Annotated in this window: 14 protein-coding genes and 2 pseudogenes; 11 read left to right on the forward strand and 5 right to left on the reverse strand. The window is 71.5% G+C overall.

Translation table 11 applies throughout. The features are described 5' to 3' along the window. The first annotated feature begins 2 nt into the window (after positions 1–2). The 7 genes from ACIBW9_RS08380 to ACIBW9_RS08410 all read left to right on the forward strand — a co-directional run bounded on the left by ACIBW9_RS08380 (position 3) and on the right by ACIBW9_RS08410 (position 10,966). Positions 3–971: an ABC transporter substrate-binding protein gene (locus tag ACIBW9_RS08380; protein WP_398952557.1), complete on the forward strand. Its 969-nt coding sequence runs from the start codon at positions 3–5 to the stop codon at positions 969–971. 216 nt (positions 972–1,187) lie between these two features. After that, a complete protein-coding gene (locus ACIBW9_RS08385) occupies positions 1,188–3,626 on the forward strand; it encodes an FAD-dependent oxidoreductase (RefSeq protein ID WP_398952559.1) in 2,439 nt (812 codons plus the stop codon). A 123-nt stretch (positions 3,627–3,749) separates the two neighbouring features. Continuing rightward, on the forward strand, positions 3,750–4,610 hold the full coding sequence (locus tag ACIBW9_RS08390) for a bifunctional methylenetetrahydrofolate dehydrogenase/methenyltetrahydrofolate cyclohydrolase (protein WP_398952561.1): 861 nt from the start codon (positions 3,750–3,752) through the stop codon (positions 4,608–4,610). After that, complete coding sequence (gene glyA, locus ACIBW9_RS08395) at positions 4,607–5,893, forward strand: serine hydroxymethyltransferase (RefSeq protein WP_398952563.1); 1,287 nt, start codon at positions 4,607–4,609, stop codon at positions 5,891–5,893. The genes ACIBW9_RS08390 and glyA overlap by 4 nt, the downstream gene beginning before the upstream one ends. Continuing rightward, positions 5,890–7,122, forward strand: a complete 1,233-nt coding sequence (locus ACIBW9_RS08400; protein WP_398952565.1) for a sarcosine oxidase subunit beta family protein — start codon at positions 5,890–5,892, stop codon at positions 7,120–7,122. The genes glyA and ACIBW9_RS08400 overlap by 4 nt, the downstream gene beginning before the upstream one ends. 12 nt (positions 7,123–7,134) lie before the next feature. Continuing rightward, complete coding sequence (locus ACIBW9_RS08405; RefSeq protein ID WP_398952567.1) at positions 7,135–10,371, forward strand: sarcosine oxidase subunit alpha family protein; 3,237 nt, start codon at positions 7,135–7,137, stop codon at positions 10,369–10,371. After that, positions 10,364–10,966, forward strand: a complete 603-nt coding sequence (locus tag ACIBW9_RS08410; protein WP_398952569.1) for a sarcosine oxidase subunit gamma — start codon at positions 10,364–10,366, stop codon at positions 10,964–10,966. Before ACIBW9_RS08405 ends, ACIBW9_RS08410 begins: the two co-directional genes overlap by 8 nt. A gap of 97 nt (positions 10,967–11,063) precedes the next feature. Here ACIBW9_RS08410 and ACIBW9_RS08415 read toward each other — a convergent pair whose 3' ends face one another. Both ACIBW9_RS08415 and ACIBW9_RS08420 read right to left on the reverse strand, forming a co-directional pair. Further along, positions 11,064–12,440 (reverse strand): alpha-lytic protease prodomain-containing protein, encoded by a 1,377-nt coding sequence (locus ACIBW9_RS08415; protein ID WP_398952571.1) that lies wholly within the window; start codon positions 12,438–12,440, stop codon positions 11,064–11,066. A gap of 216 nt (positions 12,441–12,656) precedes the next feature. After that, a complete protein-coding gene (locus tag ACIBW9_RS08420; RefSeq protein ID WP_398952573.1) occupies positions 12,657–13,889 on the reverse strand; it encodes a PP2C family protein-serine/threonine phosphatase in 1,233 nt (410 codons plus the stop codon). Positions 13,890–14,242: 353 nt separating this feature from the next. Here ACIBW9_RS08420 and ACIBW9_RS08425 point away from each other — a divergent pair, with 353 nt between their 5' ends. Further along, a complete protein-coding gene (locus ACIBW9_RS08425) occupies positions 14,243–14,893 on the forward strand; it encodes a DUF6629 family protein (RefSeq protein ID WP_398952575.1) in 651 nt (216 codons plus the stop codon). Positions 14,894–15,058: 165 nt separating this feature from the next. Further along, on the forward strand, positions 15,059–15,982 hold the full coding sequence (locus tag ACIBW9_RS08430; RefSeq protein WP_398953939.1) for an RNA polymerase sigma-70 factor: 924 nt from the start codon (positions 15,059–15,061) through the stop codon (positions 15,980–15,982). An 11-nt stretch (positions 15,983–15,993) separates the two neighbouring features. Here ACIBW9_RS08430 and ACIBW9_RS08435 read toward each other — a convergent pair whose 3' ends face one another. Further along, positions 15,994–16,248, reverse strand: a complete 255-nt coding sequence (locus ACIBW9_RS08435) for an EF-hand domain-containing protein (RefSeq protein ID WP_398952577.1) — start codon at positions 16,246–16,248, stop codon at positions 15,994–15,996. Between the two features lie 77 nt (positions 16,249–16,325). Continuing rightward, positions 16,326–18,393, reverse strand: a pseudogene (locus tag ACIBW9_RS08440) (SpoIIE family protein phosphatase). Positions 18,394–18,645: 252 nt separating this feature from the next. On the opposite strand from ACIBW9_RS08440, the gene ACIBW9_RS08445 reads away from it, so the two are divergent. Beyond that, positions 18,646–21,120: a SpoIIE family protein phosphatase gene (locus tag ACIBW9_RS08445; RefSeq protein WP_398953941.1), complete on the forward strand. Its 2,475-nt coding sequence runs from the start codon at positions 18,646–18,648 to the stop codon at positions 21,118–21,120. Between the two features lie 113 nt (positions 21,121–21,233). Here the strand turns inward: ACIBW9_RS08445 and ACIBW9_RS08450 are convergent, their stop codons facing one another. Beyond that, complete coding sequence (locus ACIBW9_RS08450; RefSeq protein WP_398952579.1) at positions 21,234–22,031, reverse strand: IclR family transcriptional regulator; 798 nt, start codon at positions 22,029–22,031, stop codon at positions 21,234–21,236. Between the two features lie 218 nt (positions 22,032–22,249). On the opposite strand from ACIBW9_RS08450, the pseudogene ACIBW9_RS08455 reads away from it, so the two are divergent. Beyond that, positions 22,250–22,562 (forward strand): annotated as a pseudogene (locus tag ACIBW9_RS08455) (FAD-dependent oxidoreductase); the annotation flags it as partial. Positions 22,563–22,564 lie beyond the last annotated feature (2 nt).

The raw sequence follows: 22,564 nt of genomic DNA on the forward strand, positions 1-22,564 counted from the left end.
CCATGGCAAGACACTGGCAAGCCGGGGCGGCCGGCCTGGCCGTCCTCGGCCTCACCCTCACCGCGTGCGGCGGTGCGAAGGTCGGCGACACCTCCTCGGGTTCGAACAGCTCGGGCGGCTCCGGCAAGTGCGGCACCTTCAACCTCGCGGTCAACCCCTGGGTGGGTTACGAGGCCGACGCGGCGGTCGTCGCGTACGTCGCCGAGAAGAAGCTCGGCTGTACGGTCGTCAAGAAGAACCTCAAGGAGCAGGTCGCCTGGCAGGGCTTCGGCACGGGCGAGATCGACGCCGTCCTGGAGAACTGGGGCCACGCGGAGCTGAAGAAGAAGTACATCACCGGCCAGAAGACGGCGGTGGAGGCCGGCTCGACCGGCAACAAGGGCGTCATCGGCTGGTTCGTACCGCCGTGGATGGTGAAGAAGTACCCGGACATCACTGACTGGAAGAACCTCAACAAGTACGCGTCGCTCTTCAAGACCTCGGAGTCGGGCAGCAAGGGTCAGTTGCTGGACGGCGACCCGTCGTACGTCACCAACGACGAGGCGCTGGTGAAGAACCTCAAGCTGAACTTCAAGGTGGTGCAGGGAGGCAGCGAGACCTCGCTGATCCAGTCCTTCCGGCAGGCGGAGAAGAACAAGAAGCCGTTCATCGGCTACTTCTACTCACCGCAGTGGTTCTTCGACGAGGTCAAGCTCGTCAGGGTGAACCTGCCGAAGTACACGACGGGCTGCGACGCCGACGCGGCGAAGGTCGCCTGCGACTACCCCGACTACGACCTGGACAAGATCGTCAGCACGAAGTTCGCCAAGTCGGGCAGCCCCGCCTACAACCTGGTGAAGAACTTCAACTGGACGAACGACGACCAGAACGAAGTGGCCAAGTGGATCGCCGTGGACAAGATGTCCGACGACGCGGCCGCGAAGAAGTGGGTCGACGCCAACCCCGACAAAGTCGCTGCCTGGCTGAAGTAGCCCGAGGTCGAGGGCCGGTCGAACATGCCCGGCGGGCGGTGCGCGCGGATGCGCGCCGCCCGCCGGGCATTGCCGTGTCCGGCCGGTGTTCCGGCCCGTTTTCCGACGTCACGGACCCCTTGACACCCCTTCCCGCGACAGGCACGCTGAGTTGCGCAACCTGAATCACGTTGCGCAGAAAGCAACTGGGCGGTTCTGAATTTCGGAGGTGCGGCGATGGCGGGACCCCGAGTGGTGATCATCGGAGCAGGCGTCGTGGGAGCGGCCCTCGCTGACGAGATCTCCGCGCGAGGCTGGACCGAAGTGACCGTGGTCGACCAGGGCCCGCTGCCCGCCACGGGAGGCTCCAGCTCACACGCGCCGGGCCTGGTCTTCCAGACCAACTCCTCCAAGACCATGACCGAGCTGGCCCGCTACACGGTCGAGAAGTTCTGCTCCCTCGACGTCGACGGCAAGCCCTGCTTCCTCCAGGTCGGCGGCCTCGAAGTGGCGACCACCCCGGAGCGCCTCGCGGAGCTGCACCGCCGCCACGGCTGGATCACCGCCTGGGGCATCGAGGCCCGGCTGCTGAGCGCCGACGAGTGCGTCGAGCAGCACCCCCTGGTCAACCGGGACAAGGTCCTCGGCGGCCTCCTCGTCCCCACCGACGGCCTGGCCAAGGCGGTCCTCGCGGTAGAGGCACAGATCCGCCGCGCCACCGAGCGCGGCGTGACCTTCCTGGCCCGCCACGAGGTCCTGGACGTCCAGCAGGCCGACGGCCGCGTCACCGGCGTCCTCACCGACCAGGGCGAGATCGCGGCCGACATCGTCGTGTGCTGCGCCGGCATCTGGGGCCCGAAGATCGCCCGCATGGTGGGCATGAACCTCCCGCTGACCCCGCTCGCCCACCAGCTCGCCTGGACCGGGCCCGTGCCCGCGCTCGCCGGCCAGACCGAGGAGGCGGTCCGCCCGATCCTGCGCCACCAGGACGCCGACCTCTACTACCGCGACCGCTTCGACGGCATCGGCATCGGCTACTACGGCCACCGCCCGATGCCCATCACCGCCGACGAGATCCTCTCCGTCGACGAGGCCGCCGACATGCCCTCGGTCCTGAAGTTCACCGAGGAGGACTTCGAGCCGGCCTGGACGGAGACCCAGTCGCTTCTGCCCGCCACCCAGGAGGCGAAGATCGAGGAGGGCATCAACGGCCTCTTCTCCTTCACCACCGACAACTTCCCGCTGCTCGGCGAGTCGAGCGACGTCAGGGGCTTCTGGGTCGCCGAGGCTGTCTGGGTCACCCACTCCGCGGGCGTCGGCCGGGCCATGGCCGAGTGGCTGGTCGACGGCTACTGCTCCTCCTTCGACCTGCACGAGTGCGACGTCAACCGCTTCGAGCCGCACCAGCTGTCCCCGGAGTACGTCCTGGCCCGCGACTGCCAGAACTTCGTCGAGGTCTACGACATCCTCCACCCCCTCCAGCCGTCCGGGAAGCCGCGCCCGATCCGCACCAGCCCCTTCCACGCCCGCCAGCAGGAGCACGGCGCCTTCTTCCTGGAGGCCAACGGCTGGGAGCGTCCGCAGTGGTACGAGGCCAACGCCTCCCTCGTCGCGGGCCGCAACATCCCCACGCCCAACGACTGGGCGGCGCAGTTCTGGTCGCCCATCGTCGGCGCGGAGGCGCAGGTCACCCGCGAGACCGTCGCGATGTACGACATGACGGCCCTCAAGCGCCTCGAGGTCAGCGGCCCCGGCGCCGCCGACTTCCTGGAGAAGCTGGTCACCGGCAAGGTCGCCAAGTCCGTCGGCTCGGTGACGTACACCCTCCTGCTCGACCACGACGGCGGCATCCGCAGCGACGTCACCGTCGCCCGCCTGGCCCGCGACCTCTTCCAGGTCGGCGCCAACGGCAACCTGGACCTCGACTGGTTCACCCGCCACCTGCCCGCCGACGGCACCGTCCAGGTCCGCGACATCACCCCCGGCACCTGCTGCATCGGCCTGTGGGGCCCGCTGGCCCGCAAGGTCCTGCAGCCGCTGACGGACGAGGACTTCTCCAACGACGGCCTGAAGTACTTCCGCGCCAAGCGTGCCTACATCGGCTCGGTGCCGGTGACCGCGATGCGCCTGTCGTACGTCGGTGAACTCGGCTGGGAGCTGTACACCACCGCCGACCAGGGCCAGAAGCTCTGGGACACCCTGTGGCAGGCGGCGAAGCCCCTCGGCGGCATCATCGCCGGCCGCGGCGCCTTCAACAGCCTCCGCCTGGAGAAGGGGTATCGGTCCTTCGGCACCGACATGACCTACGAGCACGACCCGTACGAGGCCGGGGTCGGCTTCGCCGTGAAGGTCGACAAGGGGGACTTCGTCGGCAAGGCGGCGCTTGAGCGCCGCAAGGACGACGTGCGGCGCAGGTTGACCTGCCTCACCATCGACGACCCGCGGTCGGTCGTGATGGGCAAGGAGCCGGTGTACGACGGTGACCGTCCGGTCGGGTATGTCACCAGCGCGGCGTACGGCTACACGATCGGCAAGGGCATTGCCTATGCGTGGCTGCCGGCCGAGGTTGCCGTGCCCGGCAGCACGTTGCACATCGGCTACTTCGATCAGCGCATCGAAGCGGTCGTCGCAGAGGAGCCCCTGTTCGATCCGACGATGTCCCGTCTTCGTGGCTGAGCTGAGTCGATCGGCTGCGGGTGTGTCGTGGCTGGTCGCGCCACGCGGCGGAGCCGCTGATCGATACAGCCCCGCGCCCCTTTGGGGCGCTCCACTTCCGCCCAGTTGGAAGGAGTGCCGTCGGTGACTGCCCAAGTGCTTGACGGGAAGGCGACCGCCGCCGACATCCGTCGTGAACTCGCCGAGCGCGTCGCCAAGTTGACCGCCACCGGTGGGCGGCCGCCCGGGCTCGGTACCGTGCTGGTCGGTGACGACCCCGGCAGTCATGCCTACGTCGGCGGCAAGCACCGGGACTGTGCTCAGGTCGGGATCGCGTCCATCCGGCGTGATCTGCCCGCGGACGCGACCCAGCAGCAGGTCGAGGACGTCATCGACGAACTCAACGCCGACCCGGCCTGCACCGGCTACATCGTCCAGCTCCCGCTTCCGGCGCACCTGGACGCCAACGCGGTGCTGGCCCGCATGGACCCGGCCAAGGACGCCGACGGACTGCACCCGGTCAACCTCGGCCGGCTCGTCCTGGGCACCGAGGCGCCGCTGCCCTGCACCCCGCGCGGCATCGTCGAACTGCTCCGCCGCTACGAGGTGCCCCTCGCGGGCGCCCGGGTGTGCGTGATCGGACGCGGGATCACCGTCGGACGGCCCATCGGGCTCCTCCTGACCCGCCGCTCCGAGAACGCCACCGTCACGCTCTGCCACACCGGCACCAAGGGCCTGTCCTGGCATGTGCGCGAGGCGGACATCGTCATCGCGGCCGCCGGCTCGCCCGGACTGATCACCAAGGACATGCTGCGCCCCGGCGCGGCCGTCCTGGACGTCGGCATCACCCGCACTGAGAACGGGCTGGTCGGCGACATCCACCCGGAGTCCGCCGAGGTCGCCGGCTGGCTCGCGCCGATGCCCGGGGGCGTGGGCCCCATGACCCGCGCGATGTTGCTCGCCAACGTCGTCGAGGCCGCCGAGAGGAACGCGAACGCCGTATGAACGCGCTGAACACCCCCCTGGCGGAGCTGGACCCCGAGGTCCACGAAGCGCTCGCCGCCGAACTGCACCGCCAGCAGTCCACCCTCGAGATGATCGCCTCCGAGAACTTCGCCCCCACCGCCGTGATGGAGGCGCAGGGCTCGGTCGCGACCAACAAGTACGCCGAGGGCTACCCCGGCCGCCGCTACTACGGTGGCTGTGAACACGTCGACGTCACCGAGCGGCTGGCGATCGAGCGCATCAAGTCCCTCTTCGGCGCCGGCTACGCCAACGTGCAGCCGCACTCCGGCGCCCAGGCCAACACGGCGGTCTTCTTCGCGCTGCTCCAGCCCGGCGACACCATCCTCGGCCTGGACCTCGCGCACGGCGGCCACCTCACCCACGGCATGCGCATCAACTACAGCGGCAAGATGCTGAACGTGGTGCCCTACCACGTGTCCGAGGCCGACAACCTGGTCGACATGGACGAGGTCGAGCAGCTGGCCAAGGAACACCGTCCCAAGATGATCATCGCGGGCTGGTCGGCCTACCCCAGGCAGCTGGACTTCGCGGCCTTCCGCCGCATCGCCGACGAGGTCGGCGCTCTGCTGATGGTCGACATGGCGCACTTCGCAGGCCTGGTGGCGGCGGGGCTCCACCCGAACCCGGTCCCGCACGCGCATGTCACCACCACGACCACCCACAAGACGCTCGGCGGCCCGCGCGGCGGAGTCATCCTCACCAACGAGGCCGACCTCGCCAAGAAGATCAACTCGGCGGTCTTCCCCGGCATGCAGGGCGGCCCCCTCGAACACGTCATCGCCGCGAAGGCGGTGTCCTTCAAGGTCGCCGCGTCCCCGGAGTTCGCCGAGCGCCAGGCCCGCACCCTGGCCGGCTCCCGCGTCCTGGCCGAGCGTCTGACGCAGCCGGATGCGGCGGCGGCCGGGGTGAAGGTCCTGACCGGAGGCACGGACGTCCACCTGGTCCTGGTGGACCTGCGGGAATCGCCGCTGGACGGCCGTCAGGCCGAGGACCTGCTCCACGAGATCGGCATCACCGTCAACCGCAACGCCGTCCCCTTCGACCCGCGCCCGCCGATGGTCACCTCCGGCCTGCGCATCGGCACCCCGGCGCTGGCCACCCGCGGCTTCACGGAGGAGGACTTCGCGGAGGTCGCCGACGTGATCGCGCTGGCCCTCCAGCCGGAGCCCGACCTCGCGGCCCTGCGCGCCCGTACCGAGGCCCTGGCCGCCAAGCACCCGCTCTACCCGCACCTTTCCGGTACCTCAGGAGACGCCCGATGAGCCCCACCACCCCCGGCGCCGACCTCCCCGACCACCCGGACTTCCTCTGGCGCAACCCCGAGCCGAAGCGGTCGTACGACGTCGTGATCGTGGGCGGCGGCGGCCACGGCCTGGCCACCGCCCACTACCTGGCCAAGAACCACGGCATCACCAACGTCGCCGTACTGGAGAAGGGCTGGCTCGCGGGCGGCAACATGGCCCGCAACACCACGATCATCCGCTCCAACTACCTGTGGGACGAGAGCGCCGGCATCTACGAGCACGCCCTCAAACTGTGGGAGGGCCTGGACGAGGAGCTGGACTACCCGATCCTCTTCTCCCAGCGAGGCGTCCTCAACCTCGCCCACAGCCTCCAGGACGTCCGCGACAGCGTCCGCCGTGTCGAGGCCAACCGCCTCAACGGCGTCGACGCCGAGTGGCTGGACGCGGAGCAGGTCGAAGAGGTCTGCCCGATCGTCAACATCTCACCCGACGTGCGCTACCCGGTCCTCGGCGGCACCTACCAGCCACGCGCCGGCATCGCCAAGCACGACTACGTCGCCTGGGGCTTCGCCCGCTCCGCGGACGCGGCCGGTATCGACATCATCCAGAACTGCGAGGTCACCGGTCTGGACGTGGTCGGCGGCCGGGTGGTCGGAGTCCAGACCAACCTGGGCCCGATCGCGGCCGGCAAGGTCGCCCTCTGCTCCGCCGGCCACACCTCGGTCCTCGCCGCCATGGCCGGCATCGACCTCCCGGTCCAGAGCCACCCGCTTCAGGCCCTGGTCTCGGAACTCCTGGAACCGGTCCACCCCACCGTGGTGATGTCCAACGCCGTCCATGTGTACGTCAGCCAGGCGCACAAGGGCGAGCTGGTGATGGGTGCGGGCATCGACGCGTACAACTCCTACACCCAGCGCGGCGCCTTCCACATCATCGAGGACCAGATGGCCGCGGCCCTGGAGCTCTTCCCGGTCTTCGCCCGCGCACACGTCCTGCGCACCTGGGGCGGCATCGTCGACGTCAGCCCCGACGCCTCGCCGATCGTCGGCCTCAGCCCCGTCGACAACCTCTACCTCAACTGCGGCTGGGGAACGGGCGGCTTCAAGGCCACGCCCGGCGTCGGCTGGGTCTACGCCCACACCATCGCCCACGGCACCCCCCACCCCCTCAACGCCCCCTTCTCGCTCGACCGTTTCACCACCGGCGCGCTCGTCGACGAGCACGGCGCTGCCGCGGTGGCCCACTAGGGAGCCCGAACCATGCTGTTGATCCCATGCCCGTGGTGCGGGCCCCGCGACGAAGCCGAGTTCCACTACGGCGGCCAGGCGCATGTGGCGTACCCGCAGGACCCGTCGGCGCTGACCGACGAGGAGTGGGCCAAGTACCTGTTCTTCCGCGACAACCCGAAGGGCCCCTTCGCCGAACGCTGGAGCCACTCGGCCGGCTGCCGCCGCTGGTTCAACGCGGTACGGGACACGTCGACGAACGAGATCCTGGCGGTGTACCGGGCGGGGGAGGCACGCCCGGCCACCGTCGAGCCCCGTCCGGTCACTCCAGCCTCGCGTCCGGCCACTGTCGAGCCCCCACCGGCACCACCAGCCCGGCCGGCGTTTGAGGACGAGGCCCCTTCAGGGCCGAACGGGGGTCTGGGGGCGGAGCCCCCAGTGACGTCCACGGCAACGGGCTTCCGCCTCGCGACCGGCGGTCGCATCAACCGCGCCGAACCCCTCACGTTCACTTTCGACGGTACCGAGTACCAGGGCTTCCGCGGTGACACCCTCGCCTCGGCCCTGCTCGCCAACGGAGTGATCACCGCAGCGACCAGCATCAAGCTGGGCCGTCCCCGAGGCATCTTCTCCGCCGGCGTGGAAGAACCCAACGCCGTCATCCAGATCGAGGAACCCTTCCCCGAGCCCATGCTCCCGGCGACGACCGTCGAGCTCTACGACGGCCTGGTCGCCACCAGCCTCCCCGGCCAGGGCCGCCTGGCCACCCGCCCGGACCCCGCCCGCTACGACGCCGTACACGCCCACTGCGACCTGCTGATCGTCGGCGCCGGCCCGGCCGGTCTCGCGGCGGCAGCGGCCGCGGCGAGCAGCGGCGCCCGCATCATCCTCGCCGACGACCGCCCCGAACTCGGCGGCAGCCTCCTCGGCACCGGCGAACTCCTCGACTGGGCAGCCGAGTCGGTTGCCCGGCTGGAGTCCGCCCCCGAGGTCCGCGTGCTGCGCCGTACCACCGTCTTCGGCTACTACGACGACAACCACCTCCTCGCAGTGGAGCGCCGCACCAACCACCTCGGCGCCGCGGCCCCGGCGAACATGTCCCGCGAACGCGTCCACCGCATCCGCGCCCGCCGCGTCGTCCTCGCCACCGGCGCACACGAGCGCTCGCTGGCCTTCGCGGACAACGACCGCCCCGGCGTCATGCTGGCCGCCTCGGCCCGCACCCACCTGCACCGCCACGGCGTCCTGCCCGGCCGTCACGCGGTCGTGTTCACCACCAACGACAGCGCCTACGCCGCCGCACTGGACCTCGCCGCGGCGGGCGTGCAGATCGCGGCGATCGTCGACACCCGCCCCGCACCCGGCGAGTGGGCGGACCGCGCCCGAGCTGCGGGCATCGAGGTGCTCGCCGGACACGCGGTGACCGGCACGGAGGGCGAGGCGCGGCTGACCGCCGTGAGCGTGGCGCCGTACGGACAGACCGTGGCGCAGCGGGAGTTCGCCGCGGACCTGCTGCTGGTCTCCGGCGGCTGGAACCCGGTGGCACACCTGTTCAGCCAGGCGGGCGGCAAGCTCCGCTACGACGAGGCGCTCGGCACCTTCGTGCCCGACGTCGTCCGGCAGGCCGTCGAGGTCGCGGGCAGCGCGAACGGCACCTTCGACCTGGCCGCCGTGCTCGCCCAGGGAGCCGCCGCCGGTGCCCGCGCGATCCAGGCCGAGGGCTACACCCCTCACGCCCCGGCGCTCCCGGCCGTGCCCGCCCAGCCGCAGGGCACGCCGCCCATGCAGGTCTTCACCGTGCCCGGCCGCGAGGGCGCCCCCCGCTTCGTCGACCTCCAGCGCGACGTCACCGTCGACGACCTGGCCCGCGCGACCGGCGCCGGTATGCGCTCGGTCGAGCACACCAAGCGCTACACCACCGCCGGCACCGCCAACGACCAGGGCAAGACCTCCGGCGTCCTGGCGAGCGGCGTGGTCGCCGACCTGCTCGGCGTGGACATCTCCGCGCTCGGCACGACCACCTTCCGGCCGCCCTACACGCCCGTCTCCTTCGCGGCCCTGGCCGGCCGGGACCGGGGCGTGCTGAGCGACCCGGTCCGTACCACCGCACTGCACGGATGGCACGTCGAACACGGCGCGCTGTTCGAGAACGTCGGCCAGTGGAAGCGCCCCTGGTACTACCCGCAGGACGGCGAGGACATGGAGACGGCCGTGCTGCGCGAGTGCGCGGCCACCCGCGAGAGCGTGGGCTTCATGGACGCCTCCACCCTCGGCAAGATCGACGTGCAGGGCCCGGACGCCGGCGTCTTCCTCGACCTGCTCTACACCAACATGATGAGCACCCTGAAGGTCGGCATGATCCGCTACGGCGTGATGTGCAAGCCGGACGGCATGGTCTTCGACGACGGCACGGTCATCCGGCTCGCCCCGGACCGCTTCCTGGTCACCACGACCACCGGCAACGCGGCGACCGTACTGGACTGGATGGAGGAGTGGCTGCAGACCGAGTGGCCGGAGCTGAAGGTCCACTGCACCTCGGTCACCGAGCAGTGGGCCACCGTCGCCCTGGTCGGCCCGAAGTCCCGTGACGTCCTCGCCTCGCTCGCGCCCCGACTGGCCGTCTCCAACGACGACTTCCCGTTCATGGCCTGGCGGGAGACGACCGTCGCGGGCATCGAGGCGCGCGTGTGCCGGATCAGCTTCTCCGGTGAACTCGCCTACGAGATCAACGTGTCGCCGTGGCAGGCCCTCGCCCTGTGGGAGGCGCTGTACGAGGCCGGTGCCCCGTACGGCATCACCCCGTACGGCACCGAGACCATGCACGTCCTGCGCGCCGAGAAGGGCTACCCGATCATCGGGCAGGACACCGACGGCACCGTCACCCCGCAGGACCTCGGGATGAGCTGGGCGGTGTCGAAGAAGAAGCCCGACTTCATCGGCAAGCGCTCCTTCGCCCGCGCCGACACCGTCCGCCCCGACCGCAAGCAGCTGGTCGGCCTGCTCCCGGAGGACCCCGGCACCTTCCTCCCGGAGGGCACCCAGCTGGTCGCCGACAGCGAGCTGCCCGCGCCGCCCGTCCCGATGCTGGGCCACGTCACCTCCAGCTACCGCAGCGCCGCCCTCGGCCGGACCTTCGCACTGGCCCTGATCAAGGGCGGCCGGGAGCGCATCGGCGAGCGGCTGTACGCACCCGTGGGCGACCGCCTGGTCCCCGTGACCGTCGCCAGCCCCGTCCTCTACGACCCCGAGGGAGCCCGCCGCGATGGCTGACACCGCACTCACCGCCCCGCCCCGCAGCCCCCTGGCGCCCTACGCCGACCGCCTGGCCGCCGCGACCCGCACCTCCCGGGGTGCGATCCGGCTGGCCGAACTCCCCTTCCTGGCCCAGGTGAACGTCCGCCTGGACGCCAAGGGGGGAGCGGCCGACGCGGTCGGGCTCGCACTGGGCCTGCAGCTGCCGCTCGAACCCGGCACGGCCATCCGTGCGGGGGAGTCGACCGCGCTGTGGCTCGGTCCGGACGAATGGCTGGTGGTGGGCCCGCCGGGCAGCGAGCGGGACCTGGAGAAGCGGATCCGGGCGGCCGTGGGAGAGGAACCCGTCTCCGTCACCGACGTCTCCGCCCAGCGCACCACCCTCCTCGTGTCCGGCCCCGGCGCCCGTGACCTGCTGGCCCACGGCTGCGCACTGGACCTGCACCCGCGCGCCTTCGGCACCGGCCGCTGCGCCCAGACGACGCTGGGGCGCACCCAGGTCGTCCTGGTCGCCCGGGACGAACCCGGCGCCGGATTCTGGGTCCTGGTCCGTTCGTCCTTCGCCGGCTACCTGACGGACTGGCTGCTGGACGCCGCGACCGAATACCTCTGAAGGCCGGCTGCCGGGCAGGGCGACCAGGGCCGGGGAACTCGTCGGCTGGGCGGGCGGTGCGGGGGCTGCGCCCCCGCACCGCAGTCCCCTGCGGCCGCTACATCCGCTGCCACAGGGCCGGCGTGCCCTCCGGCGACCAGGCGCCCTGTGCCTGGTGGGTCTGCAGGCACTGGTAGCGCACGCCCGCGATGGTCACCGTGGCGCCGACCTCGTAGACATGGCCGACGGACCATGCGCTCGCCGTGGCGGAGCCCTGCGGTGCGGGCGGGCCGGTCTGCACGGACGCGGTCTTCAGGGTGAGGCCGTAGGCGCTGAGGATCGGGTTGACCGGCTGGAAGAAGGTGGTCCCGCCGGCCGTGCAGTCCCCGGAGCCGCCGGAGGTGACACCCTGCGCCTGGGCGCCGGAGAGGAACGGGCCGCCGGAGTCACCCGGTTCGCTGCACACCGTGGTCCGGGTCAGCCCGTCGACGGTGCCCTGGGCGTAGTCGACCGACGCGTTGTGCTGCTCGATCGTGCCGCAGTGCCATCCGCTGGTGGAGCCGGAGCGGCAGACCGACGCCCCGACGAGGCCCTGGACCGAGCCGGCGACCTGCGTGTTCCTGCCGCCCGACCCCTTGACGTCGGCCGTGGCGGTCCAGTTGCTGTTGACGGCCACCCAGGACATGTCCTTGCCGGGGAACGTGGACGCCTGGAAGGTGCCCTGGTCGGCCTTGTTGTAGCCGGTGGTCTTGTCGCCGGCCTTGCCGCAGTGGCCGGCGCTGACGAAGCCCTGCTGCTGGCTCTTGGTGACGGAGAAGCCGATGGAGCAGCGGGCGGCGTTGTTGATGTAGTAGGCCTCGCCGCCGACGAGGTCCGCCATCAGCCGCGGCCGCTCCTTGGTCTGCCGGACCGCCACACCGCGGTCCTCCACCCCGGCGGCCTTGAGGAAGGCGGCAGCCGCCGACGGCCTCGTCGCCTCGACGACGACCCGGTTCGCCGGCACGTCCACGTACCAGACCGGGGTGTCGTGCGTCTTCACCCGGACGGCGGCCGCGTCCAGCTTCGCCTTGACGGCGTCGAGGGCGCTGAGCGGTGCCTTGACGACCACCGCCTTGGCGCCCTGTGCCTTGATGGCGGGCACGTCCTCGGCATGGGTGGTCGCGACGGTGAGTTCGGCGGAGGTCTTCCCGCTCACCCAGGCTCCGGCGAAGTGCCCGCCCAGGGCGTTGTGCAGCCGGCCCGCGCGGGTGCCCGCCTCCTCCTCGTTGACCAGCCGGGTGGCCGCCTGCGCCCGCGTCAGATGCAGGTCGCGCTGCATCGCGCCGAGGATCTGCGCGGAGGGCTTGTCGGCGCCCAGTGACCGGGCCCCGGCGGGCAGCGGCCCGGGTGCGGGCGGCGGAGCCGCCGACGCGACCGCCGGGATCCCGGTGAGGACGAGGGTGCCGAGTGTGGCCAGGGCGGCGCGGTGCCTGCCCGCTGCATGTCTGCCGACCATGCGGTGTACCTCCTGCTGAGTACGGGGGAGACTGAGGCGAATCCGTAGGCGGCCTTGCCGCAAAGGCCCGGAACGATGTCAAAGGCGAGGGTCTTTCGCGCTTTGGGGGACGCCTGGGGTGCCATGTGCAGTACGACGGCAGGGGTGAGCGCCGGCCGGAGGCAGTGCGCAAGCGGCCGTCCTGGTGGGGACGCTTCGGGAGGTCGGGCTCGTCGGCTACAGGCTGACGACGACCAGCGCGGTGTCGTCGGTGTTGCCCGTGGCGGGAAGGAGGTCGGCCAGCAGGGCGTCGGCCAGGGCCTCGGGAGCGGTCCTGCGGTGGCGGGCCAGGCAGTCGGCGAGGCGGCGCAGGCTGGTGTCGATGTCCTCACTGCGGCGCTCGATCAGACCGTCGGTGTACAGCACCAGCGTGTCGCCCTCCACGAAGGAGACACGGGCCTGGGGGCGGGCGACGCGGCCGGGGCGCGCGTCGATCGGCGGGTCGGTGGCCTGGTCGAGGAAGGACACGGTGCCGTCCGGGTGCAGTACGGCTGGCGGCGGATGGCCGGCGCAGCTGTAGGTGATGCTGTGCCCGCCCCAGTCGATGAAGGTCGTCGCCACCGTGGCGGACTCGGCCCCGTCGACGGAGCAGGCGTACATGTCGAGGGCCTCCAGCGCCTGCGCCGGCCCGTCGGCGACCCGGGTGGCCGCGCTCAGCGCGCTGTGCAGCTGCCCCATGGCGCAGGCGGCCGCCAGACCGTGGCCGACGACATCGCCCACCGCGACGGCCATCCGGTCGCCCGGCAGGTCCACCAGGTCGTACCAGTCACCGCACACGTTCAGGTCACCGATGGCGGGCCGGTAGCGCACGGCCGCCTGATGAGGACCGAGATGCCTCGGGGTGGGCATCATCGCCGTCTGCAGGGCCAGGGCGATCTCGCGCTCATGGGCGTGGGCCCTGCGCAGCCGCTCGTTGACCTCCTGCAGTTCCCGGGCGCGGGTGTAGAGCTCGGCCTCCAGCACGCTCGCCCGGTCGCTGTCGGTCAGGCTGCCGCGGGCACGCAGCAGCTCGGTGACCTCCTCCACCCGGTGCACGACCAGTACCACCTTGCCGTCCGGGCCGAGGACGGGGGCGTTGACCGGGCTCCAGAAGTGCTCCTGCCAGTGGCCGGGCCGCTGGGCGTCCTCGATGTCGTAGCGGAGCACCGCCATGGTGTCCCGCTCGCCGGTGGCCACCACGCGCAGCATCGACTCCCTGGTCTCCCGCATGCCGGCGGCGGCCGGATCGTTGGGGTTCTCCGGAAAGACGTCGAAGATGTAGCGGCCGAGGAGCTGCTCCCGGGAGCGCCCGGCGAGCTGCGCGAAGTCGTCGTTGACGTCGACGTACACCAGCTCGGGCGTCAGCAGCGCCACCATGCCGGGCAGGGCCTGGAAGACCGCCGCGTAGTCGATCGGTTGCGGTTTCCTCATGTGCTGCCTGCCTTGGCGCCAACCATCAGTGTGCTCCCACGATAGAAGCGAATGCGGCAGGCGGCCGTCCAGACAGCGGGCGGCGAGGCCGGCGGTTGCGACGTCGGCTCTGGGCGCTGGGCTGGTGCGCCCCGTCGCGACCCGCTGACCGAGTACCGCGTCCACGACGAGTCCGATGTGCGGGACGCCCGGTCGGCCCACCAGCTCCGACGGGGCGGCTGTCTACCCGCCGGCGGGCGATGCTGACCGGCGCCGCCGAGCTGGAGGCGTACCTCAACAGTACGTGGCTGAGACACCCGGGTCGTCGCAGGCACCGCTGGAATTGACGAGCGGTCGCCGCCAAGGTGGGTGCCATGTGCTGGAGTGCGACGGCTGATCTCGTGGCGGGTGCCGGGATCACCTGCGTCGGTGTGGCCTGCGTGACGCGCGTGCACCGGATCGGCGATCTCCCCCTTGCCGCGCTACCGGTGCTGCTCGGTGTCCATCAGCTGGTCGAGGCGCGGGTGTGGCAGGTCGGGGGCGGCACCGGATGGGCCACCGTCGTCTGGGCCGTGATCGCCCTTCCCCTGCTGGCGGTGTGGGCACCGCTGGCCGTGCTGAGCGCCGTTCCGCGGGATGCCGCGGCCCGGCTGGCGATTCCTCTGGTCTCCGGCCTCGCGACCGCGGGCGTGCTGGCGTACGCCGTCGCCACCCGGCCCGTGCGGGCCGAGATCCGCGGGCACACCGTCGGCTACGTCATGGGGCTGCCGTATGCGGGCGTGCTCATCGCGGGCTATCTGCTGGCCACGGTCGGCGCGCTGCTGCTGTCCGGTGACCACTGGCTGGTGGCGCTCGGCGTGCTGGCCGGGGTGGGCGCGGTGGTGTGCTGGGTGCTGTGGCGGCTGGAGTTCGTCTCGACCTGGTGCGCGTTCGCCGCGGCGTGCTCGGTGGTGGTGTTCGGGTGGGTGGCGGCCCGGCGGCCGAGGACTCGCAGCAGGGTTCGGCCCACCCCCGGCAGGGTGTGAATCGGCCCCTGAAGGCGCTTCCGCGGCCGGGAGACGCAGGTCACATTCGGCCATGTCACAGGCGGTCGGGCCGCCCCGTCTCAGAGGGTGTGGTCAGTGACGACGGCAGAGGAGCACACCGTGGACGCGCTACGGGGGAGCACCTCACGGGGGAAGGGGACCGGTGTGAGCGTGGTCGAGGAGTTCGAGGAGCTGCGGCCGCTGCTGTTCTCGATCGCCTACCGGATTCTGGGCAGCGTGAGTGAGGCCGAGGACGCGGTGCAGGAGACGTGGCTGCGGTTCGACGGCTCGGCGACCCGGCCCACCTCGACCAAGGCGTATCTCTCGGCCGTGGTGACCCGGATCTCGATCGATGTGCTGCGTTCCGCGCGGGTGCGGCGGGAGGAGTATCCCGGGCCGTGGTTCCCCGAGCCGCTGCTCAGCGACCCGTACCAGGATCCGGCGCGGTCGGTGGAGCTGGCCGACTCGGTGTCGATGGCGGCGCTGGTGCTGCTGGAACGGCTCAGCCCGCTGGAGCGGGCGGTGTTCGTGCTGCGCGAGGTGTTCGCCTTCGGGTTCGACGACATCGCGACGGCGGTGGGGCGTTCGGAGGCGGCATGCCGGCAGCTGCTGGTACGGGCTCGGCGGCACATGCAGGACGGCCGGCCCCGGTTCGCGGCGGACCGTGAGGACCGCGAGGAGCTGGCGACGCGGTTCTTCGACGCGCTGAAGGACGGTGACGTGGACGGGCTGCAGAGCCTGCTGGCCGCCGATGTGCAGCTGGTCGGGGACGGCGGCGGCAAGGCCCCGCAGCTGGCCAGGGCGGTCACGGGCGCGGAGAACGTGGCCCGGCTGCTCGGCGCGGTCTTCCCCTGGCTGATCCGCATCGATGTGACGTTCGAACCGCACGAGATCAACGGCCGGCCCGGCGCGATCTTCCGCGACCGCGAAGGCAGGATCCTGCAGACCATGGTCCTCGATGTCCTCGACGGCCGGATCCAGACCGTCCGCGCGGTGCTCAACCCCGACAAACTCGGCCACCTCGGCCCGGTCGGCGACGCCTGGGCCGTCGACCGCGAGCTCAAGCGGGCCCGCCGCCAGGGCAACTGACCTCGGCCGCGTCACCGCCAGCCGAAGCGGCGGTCCACCAGGGCCGCGAACTCCTCCAGGGTCAGTACGGCGTCGCCGTTCTGGTCGGCGGCGTCGAAGAGGGCGGAGGAGGCCTCGGCGTCCCCCAGGGCCCAGAACGGCAGATCTCCCGACGCGGCCAGGGTCGGGCCCTTGGTCCGCAGGGCGATGATCACCTCTTCGCGGGTCAGCGTTCCGCTGTTGTCGAGATCGAGTGCCTCGAACAGCTTCCGTGCCTTGTCACTCATCTTGTCGCCCCCGTTTCCTTTCACCCGTCAGGATGGAGAACGCCTCTTCCGTCACCCCGGTTCCCCGCCGTGCCCGCCTAGAGGGCCCGGGCGACGAGCAGGGCGACGTCGTCGTGGTCGTCGGGGTGGCGCAGGCCGTAGAGCAGGAGGTCGCAGGTTTCCTCCAGGGAGCGGTGGGGTTCGTCGAGGAAGCCGAGCAGGACGTCGAGGCGGTCGTCGATGGGGTGGTGGCGGGTCTCGACCAGGCCGTCGGTGTACAGGACCAGCAGGTCGCCGGGGTCGAGCCGGGCGGTGGTGGTCTCGAAGGCGATGCCGCCGACGCCGAGCGGCGCGCCGGAGGGCAGGTCGAGCAGCTCGGGGGCGCGGCCGGGGCCGGCCAGGGCGGGCGGCATATGGCCGGCGTTGGCGAACTGGCACCGCCGCGTGCGCGGGTCGTACACCCCGTATAGACAGGTGACGATGTAGTGCTCCAGATCGCAGGTGATCTTGTCGAGGTGCTGGAGCACGGCGTCGGGGGCGAGGTCGAGGTCCGCGTAGGCGCAGGTGGCGGTGCGCAGCCGGCCCATGGTGGCGGCGGCGTCGATGCCGTTGCCCATGACGTCGCCGACGACCAGCGCGGTCCGGTCGTCGCTGAGGGGGATGACGTCGTACCAGTCGCCGCCGACCTCGCTGGTGGCCTGGGCGGGCTGGTAGCGGGAGGCGAGTTCCAGCCCCGAGTGCTGCGGCGGGTGGTCGGGCAGCAGGCTGCGCTGGAGGGTGAGGGCGGTGTTGCGCACGCTCTGGAACCAGCGGGCGTTGTCGATGGCCACTGCGGCGCGCCCGGCCAGCTCGCTCGCGAGGACGACGTCGTCCTCGTCGAAGGGGAGCGGGTTGGTGGTGCGCTTGAGGTCCAGGGCCCCCAGTATCTCGCCGTGGGCGATCAGCGGTACGGCCAGGTAGGAGTGGACGCCGGCCCGGGCCAGCAGCGAGCCTGCCTCGGCGTCCCGGGCGATGCGCGGCAGATCCCGTTCGCCGACGTGCCGTACCAGGACCGGCCGGCCGGTGTGCACGCACAGGGTGACCAGGCGGTCCCCCTCATAGGCCGCGAGGCCGCCGGGAGGGTCGGCCGCGCGCAGCGCCACCGTCGGCTGGGCCGCCTTGAGCGCGAGGGCACGGAAGAGTTCCGGGCCGTCGTCGGGTCTGCGTGAGCGGCGGCAGGCCAGCGCGGCGTCGAGGACGTCCACGGCGACCACGTCGGCGAGCTGCGGCACGGCGATCTCGGCCAGCTCGCGGGCGGTCTCCTCCACCTCCAGCGTGGTGCCCACCCGCACCGAGGCGTCGGCGATGAGGGCCAGCCGGCGGCGGGCCCGGTCGGCCTCGGCGGCCGCCCGGTGCCGTTCGGTGACGTCGACGACCGAGGCGGCCGCACCCAGCACCCGCCCGCCCGGGTCCTCCAGCCGGTAGAAGGACAGCGACCAGGCGTGCTCGTGGTCGGGGTCGGTCGGCGGGCGGCCCACGTGGTACTGGTCGAGCAGCGGGGTCCCGGTGGTGAGCACCTGCAGCAGCGCGCTCTCGATGGTGCCCACGTCCGGCAGCGGCAGCGTCTCCCTCAGACGCCGTCCCACATGGTCCTCGGCGGGGATGCCGTCGATGCGCTCCAGCGCCGGGTTGACCAGCAGGTACCGCAGATCGGGGTCGAGCAGGGCGAGGCCGATCGGGGACTGGTTGATCAGCCGCTCGCACAGGGCCAGGTCGGTTTCGACGCGCTGCAGCAGATTGTGGTCGGCGGCGATACCGAGGGCGTACATGTCCCCGAGGTCGTCCTGGAGCCGCATGTTGCGGAACTCCATCAAGCGGGTGCTGCCGTCCTTGTGCCGGATGGGGGAAGGCGCCCGCCCAGCTCCGCCCGGTCTCCAGCACCTCGGTGAACAGCTTGACCACCGACTTCAGATGCTCGGGGTGGATGAACAGCCGCGCCGCGTACTTGCCGAGCGCCTCCTGTGCGCTGTATCCGAACAGCTCCTCGGCCTGCGGGGTCCAGAACACGATGCGTCCTTCGGTGTCGACGACCATCGCGGCCACGCTCAGGACGTCCAGCAGACCGGTCGGCGGGGGCGACTCGAAATCGTCCGCATCCCTGTCGGACCGGAAGGATTCGGCTGTCATCCCGCCACCACCTCCACCGTTCGGCGGAGTCTCGCGACGTCCGCCCCTGCTGACCTGCTTGTCTGCCGGGAGTCCGGGGTCGCTCCCCGGAATGGTGCAGTACCGCCACCCGGGTTCCGGCCAGCGGCACTTCCATGCTCCCTCCGGTCCGGGAAGGGCGGAAGCGCTGAGGGCGGCGCAGGAGAGTCCGCCAGGGCCGTGCGGATCGGGCGGACAAGCAGGAACATGGTCCTGTACGAGGACGGCACCCGGATGGCACCCATGGACCCTGCGCGAGAAACATCCGACGGGCCGACGCCCTCAGGGCCGCGCGAACTCCTCGACGCGTCCACCGACGCGGCGGCGGTCGTGTCCGCGGCGGGCGTCGTGCTCGGCTGGACCCGGGGCGCCGAAGCACTGCTCGGCCGCCCCGCGTCCGAGGTGGTCGGCGGCTCCGCCGCGCGCCTGGTGGCGATGCCCGCCGACCCGGCCCGGGTGGCCGCCGTGGCCCAGCGGTGCCGCGCGGGAATGGGCTGGAGCGGCCTCATCTCCGCCCGGCACCAGGACGGCCGGAGCATCGACGTCGACCTGCGGGTCTCCGCGTCCTTCCGGATCGGCGCGGACGAGTGCTTCCTGCTGTCGGCGCGGGAGCGGCGGCAGCAGTGGTCGGTCGGCCAGTCCGTCCTCGACGGGTTCCTGACCCGTTCGCCCATCGGCATGGCCGTGATGGACCAGGAACTGCGCTACGTCTGGCTCAACGACACCCTGGAACGCTTCGGTGGAGTGCCCCGCGAGCAGCGGCTGGGACGCCGGCTGAGCGAACTGCTGCCCGGGCTGCAAGGGGCCGCCATCGAGGGGCTGATGCGCAAGGTCCTGGACACCGGAGTCCCGGTCACCGACTACGAGTACCTGGGCTGGAGCTGGGCCGACCCGCACCGCCAGCACGCCTACTCGACGTCCTTCTTCCCGCTGGTGGACGCCGACGAGTCCGTCACCGGGGTCTGCTACATGGTCCAGGACGTCACCGAACGCTGGACCGCCCGCCGGCTGCTGACGCTGGTCAACGAGGCGGGGGCGTGCGTCGGCACCACCCTGGACGTGATGCGGACGGCTCAGGAACTCGCCGACTTCGCCGTACCCCGCTTCGCCGACTTCGTCGTCGTGGATCTGCTGGAGCCCGTGCTCAGCACCGAAGGCCACGGCGCATGGCTCACCGACGCCGGGCCGGCCTCCGTCGGACCGGTGATGCGTCGCGCCGGAATGAGCTCGGTGCGCGAGGGCTGCCCGGAGGCCGTGGTGCGGGTCGGGGACCGGGCGGGCTTCCTGCCTCCCGCGCACGACGTGAACCTGCTCGTCGACGGCGAGCCGATCCTGCTGCCCGTGCTCGATCCGACCGACGAGCGATGGATCACCGAACAGCCCGAACGAGCAGCAAAGATAAAGGAGTTCGGGCTGCACTCCTTCATCGCCGTGCCGATGCGGGCACGGAACACCATCCTGGGCCTGACCACGTTCATGCGGTCGCTCAATCCCGTCCAGTTCCAGCCCGACGACGTCCTGCTGGCCCGGGAGCTGGTGGCGCGGGCGGCGCTGTGCGTCGACAACGCCCGCCGCTACACCCGGGAACACACCGCGGCCGTCACCCTGCAGCGCAGTCTGCTGCCGCAGGCCCTGACCGGCGGAACCGCGGTGGAGGTGGCCTCGGCCTATCTGCCGGCGGATCCGACGGACGGTGTGGGCGGTGACTGGTTCGACGTGATCCAGCTGTCCGGGGGCCGGGTCGGCCTCGTCGTCGGAGACGTGGTGGGGCACGGCATCACCGCCGCGGCGACCATGGGCCGGCTGCGCACGGCGGTGCAGACCCTCGCGGACATGGAGCTGCCGCCCGACGAACTGCTCGCCCACCTCGACGACCTGGTGCTGCGGCTGAGCGCCGAGCGGACCGACGACGAGGCGGCGGCCCACCGCAGCACGACCGCCTTCCTCGGGGCGACCTGCCTGTACGCGGTCTACGACCCGGTCACCCGGCGGTGCACGATGGCCCGTGCCGGACACCCGCCGCCGGTCGTCGTGGCACCCGACGGGCAGGTGTCCTTCCCGGAGCCGCCGGCCGGGCCGCCGCTCGGACTCGGCGGGATGGCGTTCGAGGCCACCGAGATCGAACTCGCCGAGAACAGCCTGATCGGCCTCTACACCGACGGCCTCATCGAGGGCGCCGACGGCGACATGGAGCTGGGCATGTCCCGGCTGGGCGAGCTGCTGGCCCGCTCCGACCTCGACCTCGCCACGCTGTGCACTTCCGCGGTACGGCAACTCGTGCCCGTGCCGCAGCCCGACGACATCGCCCTCCTCCTGGCGCGCACCCATGCTCTCGGCGCCGACCACGTCGCCTCGTGGCAGGTGCCGGTGGACCCGGCCGCCGTCGCCGACGTCCGCGCCCGCGCCACCCGCCAGGTCGCGGCCTGGGGGCTGGAGGACCTGGCCATGACGACGGAACTCGTCGTGAGCGAGCTGGTCACCAACGCGATCCGCTACGCCGAACCCCCCATCCGGCTACGGCTCATCCGCGACTCCCACCTGACCTGCGAGGTCGCCGACGCCAGCAGCACGGCCCCCCGGCTGCGGCACGCCCGCAGCACCGACGAGGGCGGCCGCGGGCTCTTCCTGGTCGCCCAGCTGACCGACCGCTGGGGCGCCCGGTACACCCCCGACGGAAAGATCATCTGGGCGGAGCAGGAGATTCCCTGACGGGGCGGCGGGGCCTACTCGTTGACAAGGGTGGTCGACACTCGACGCGGTACGGGTGACGACCCGCTGGGGCGCGGAGACACCTGCCCGACAGCGACCAGGCGGCGCAGCGCCTAGCCCAGATACCCCATCCGATGACTGATCTCCTCGGCCCCCTTGAGCAGCACCGGCGCCACCTCACGCATCCGCTCCTCGGTGAACCGGTACGCAGGCCCGGACGCACTCAGCGCCGCGATGACCTCGCCGTCACGGGAGCGGATCGGCGCCGCCATGGCGTGCAGCCCGATCTCGAGTTCCTCCAGCGTCACCGCGTACCCGCGCTCCCGCGCCGCGGTGAGGTCCTTCTCCAGCTTCGCACTGACCGTCAGCGTGTGGGGCGTGAGCTTCCGCAGCCCGGATGCCGCGAGCACGTCGGCGCGTTCCTCGGGAGACAGGTGTGCCAGCAGGATCTTCCCGCTGGACGTGGCGTGCAGCGGGGTGAGCTGTCCGACCCAGTTGTGCGTGCCGACCGCGCCCGGACCGCGTACCTGGTGGAGGTTGACGGCGTAATGCTCCTGCAGGACCGCGATGTTGACGGTCTCGCCGATCTCGTCGGCGAGCCGCTCGCACACCGCCCGGCCCTGCTGGGTGATGTCGAGCCGGCCGGTGACCGCACCGGCCAGCCGCACGATCCCGAAGCCGAGCCGGTACTTGCCCCGCTCGGCCGTCTGCTCCACCAGACCGCGTGCCTCCAGCGCGCCGAGCAGGCGGAACGCGGTCGACTTGTGGACGTCGATCTCGCCGGCCACCTCGCTGACGCCCGCCTCGCCGCGCTGGGCGAGGATCTCCAGGACGCTGACGGCACGGTCGACGGACTGCACACCGTTCACCGCAGGAGCAGCTGTTTCGCCGTCTGCCGTGTAGTTGCTCATGGCGCAACTATACGCATTCGTGGCGGCCGTCAGCGGAAGACGACGGTGCTGTGCCCGTTGAACGTGCGCTGACCCGCCCTCCCTCTTCCAGCACTATTGCGCACTGATGCCGCCCGTCTATTGACAAGCGCCCGGCCTCACCTCAAGCATGTTGCGTATAGCGAGCTTTGTTGTGTAATTCGAGACACGGTCAGGCGCCCTCAATCCGGAGGTTCCCCATGAGCATCACCGTCGTCGGCGCCTCGCTGGCAGGCCTGCGAGATCGTCGTCGTGGGGGAGGAGCGCCACACCCCCTACGACCGCACGCCGCTGTCCAAGGACTTCCTCAAGGGAGACATCGACGCCGAGGCGCTCGCGCTCGGCGACGCCGACGAGTACGAGGCCCTCCAGGTCACCTGGCTGCTCGGCGAGCGCGCCGTAGGCCTCGACCCCGCGGACCGCTCCGTCACCCTCGCCGGGGGACGCAGGCTGCGCAGCGAGGGAGTCGTCGTCGCGACCGGCGCCAGTCCCCGCTTGCTCCCCGGCACCGACAA

Origin of the sequence: Streptomyces sp. NPDC049541, from assembly GCF_044465725.1 — a bacterium.
Lineage (GTDB): Bacteria > Actinomycetota > Actinomycetes > Streptomycetales > Streptomycetaceae > Streptomyces.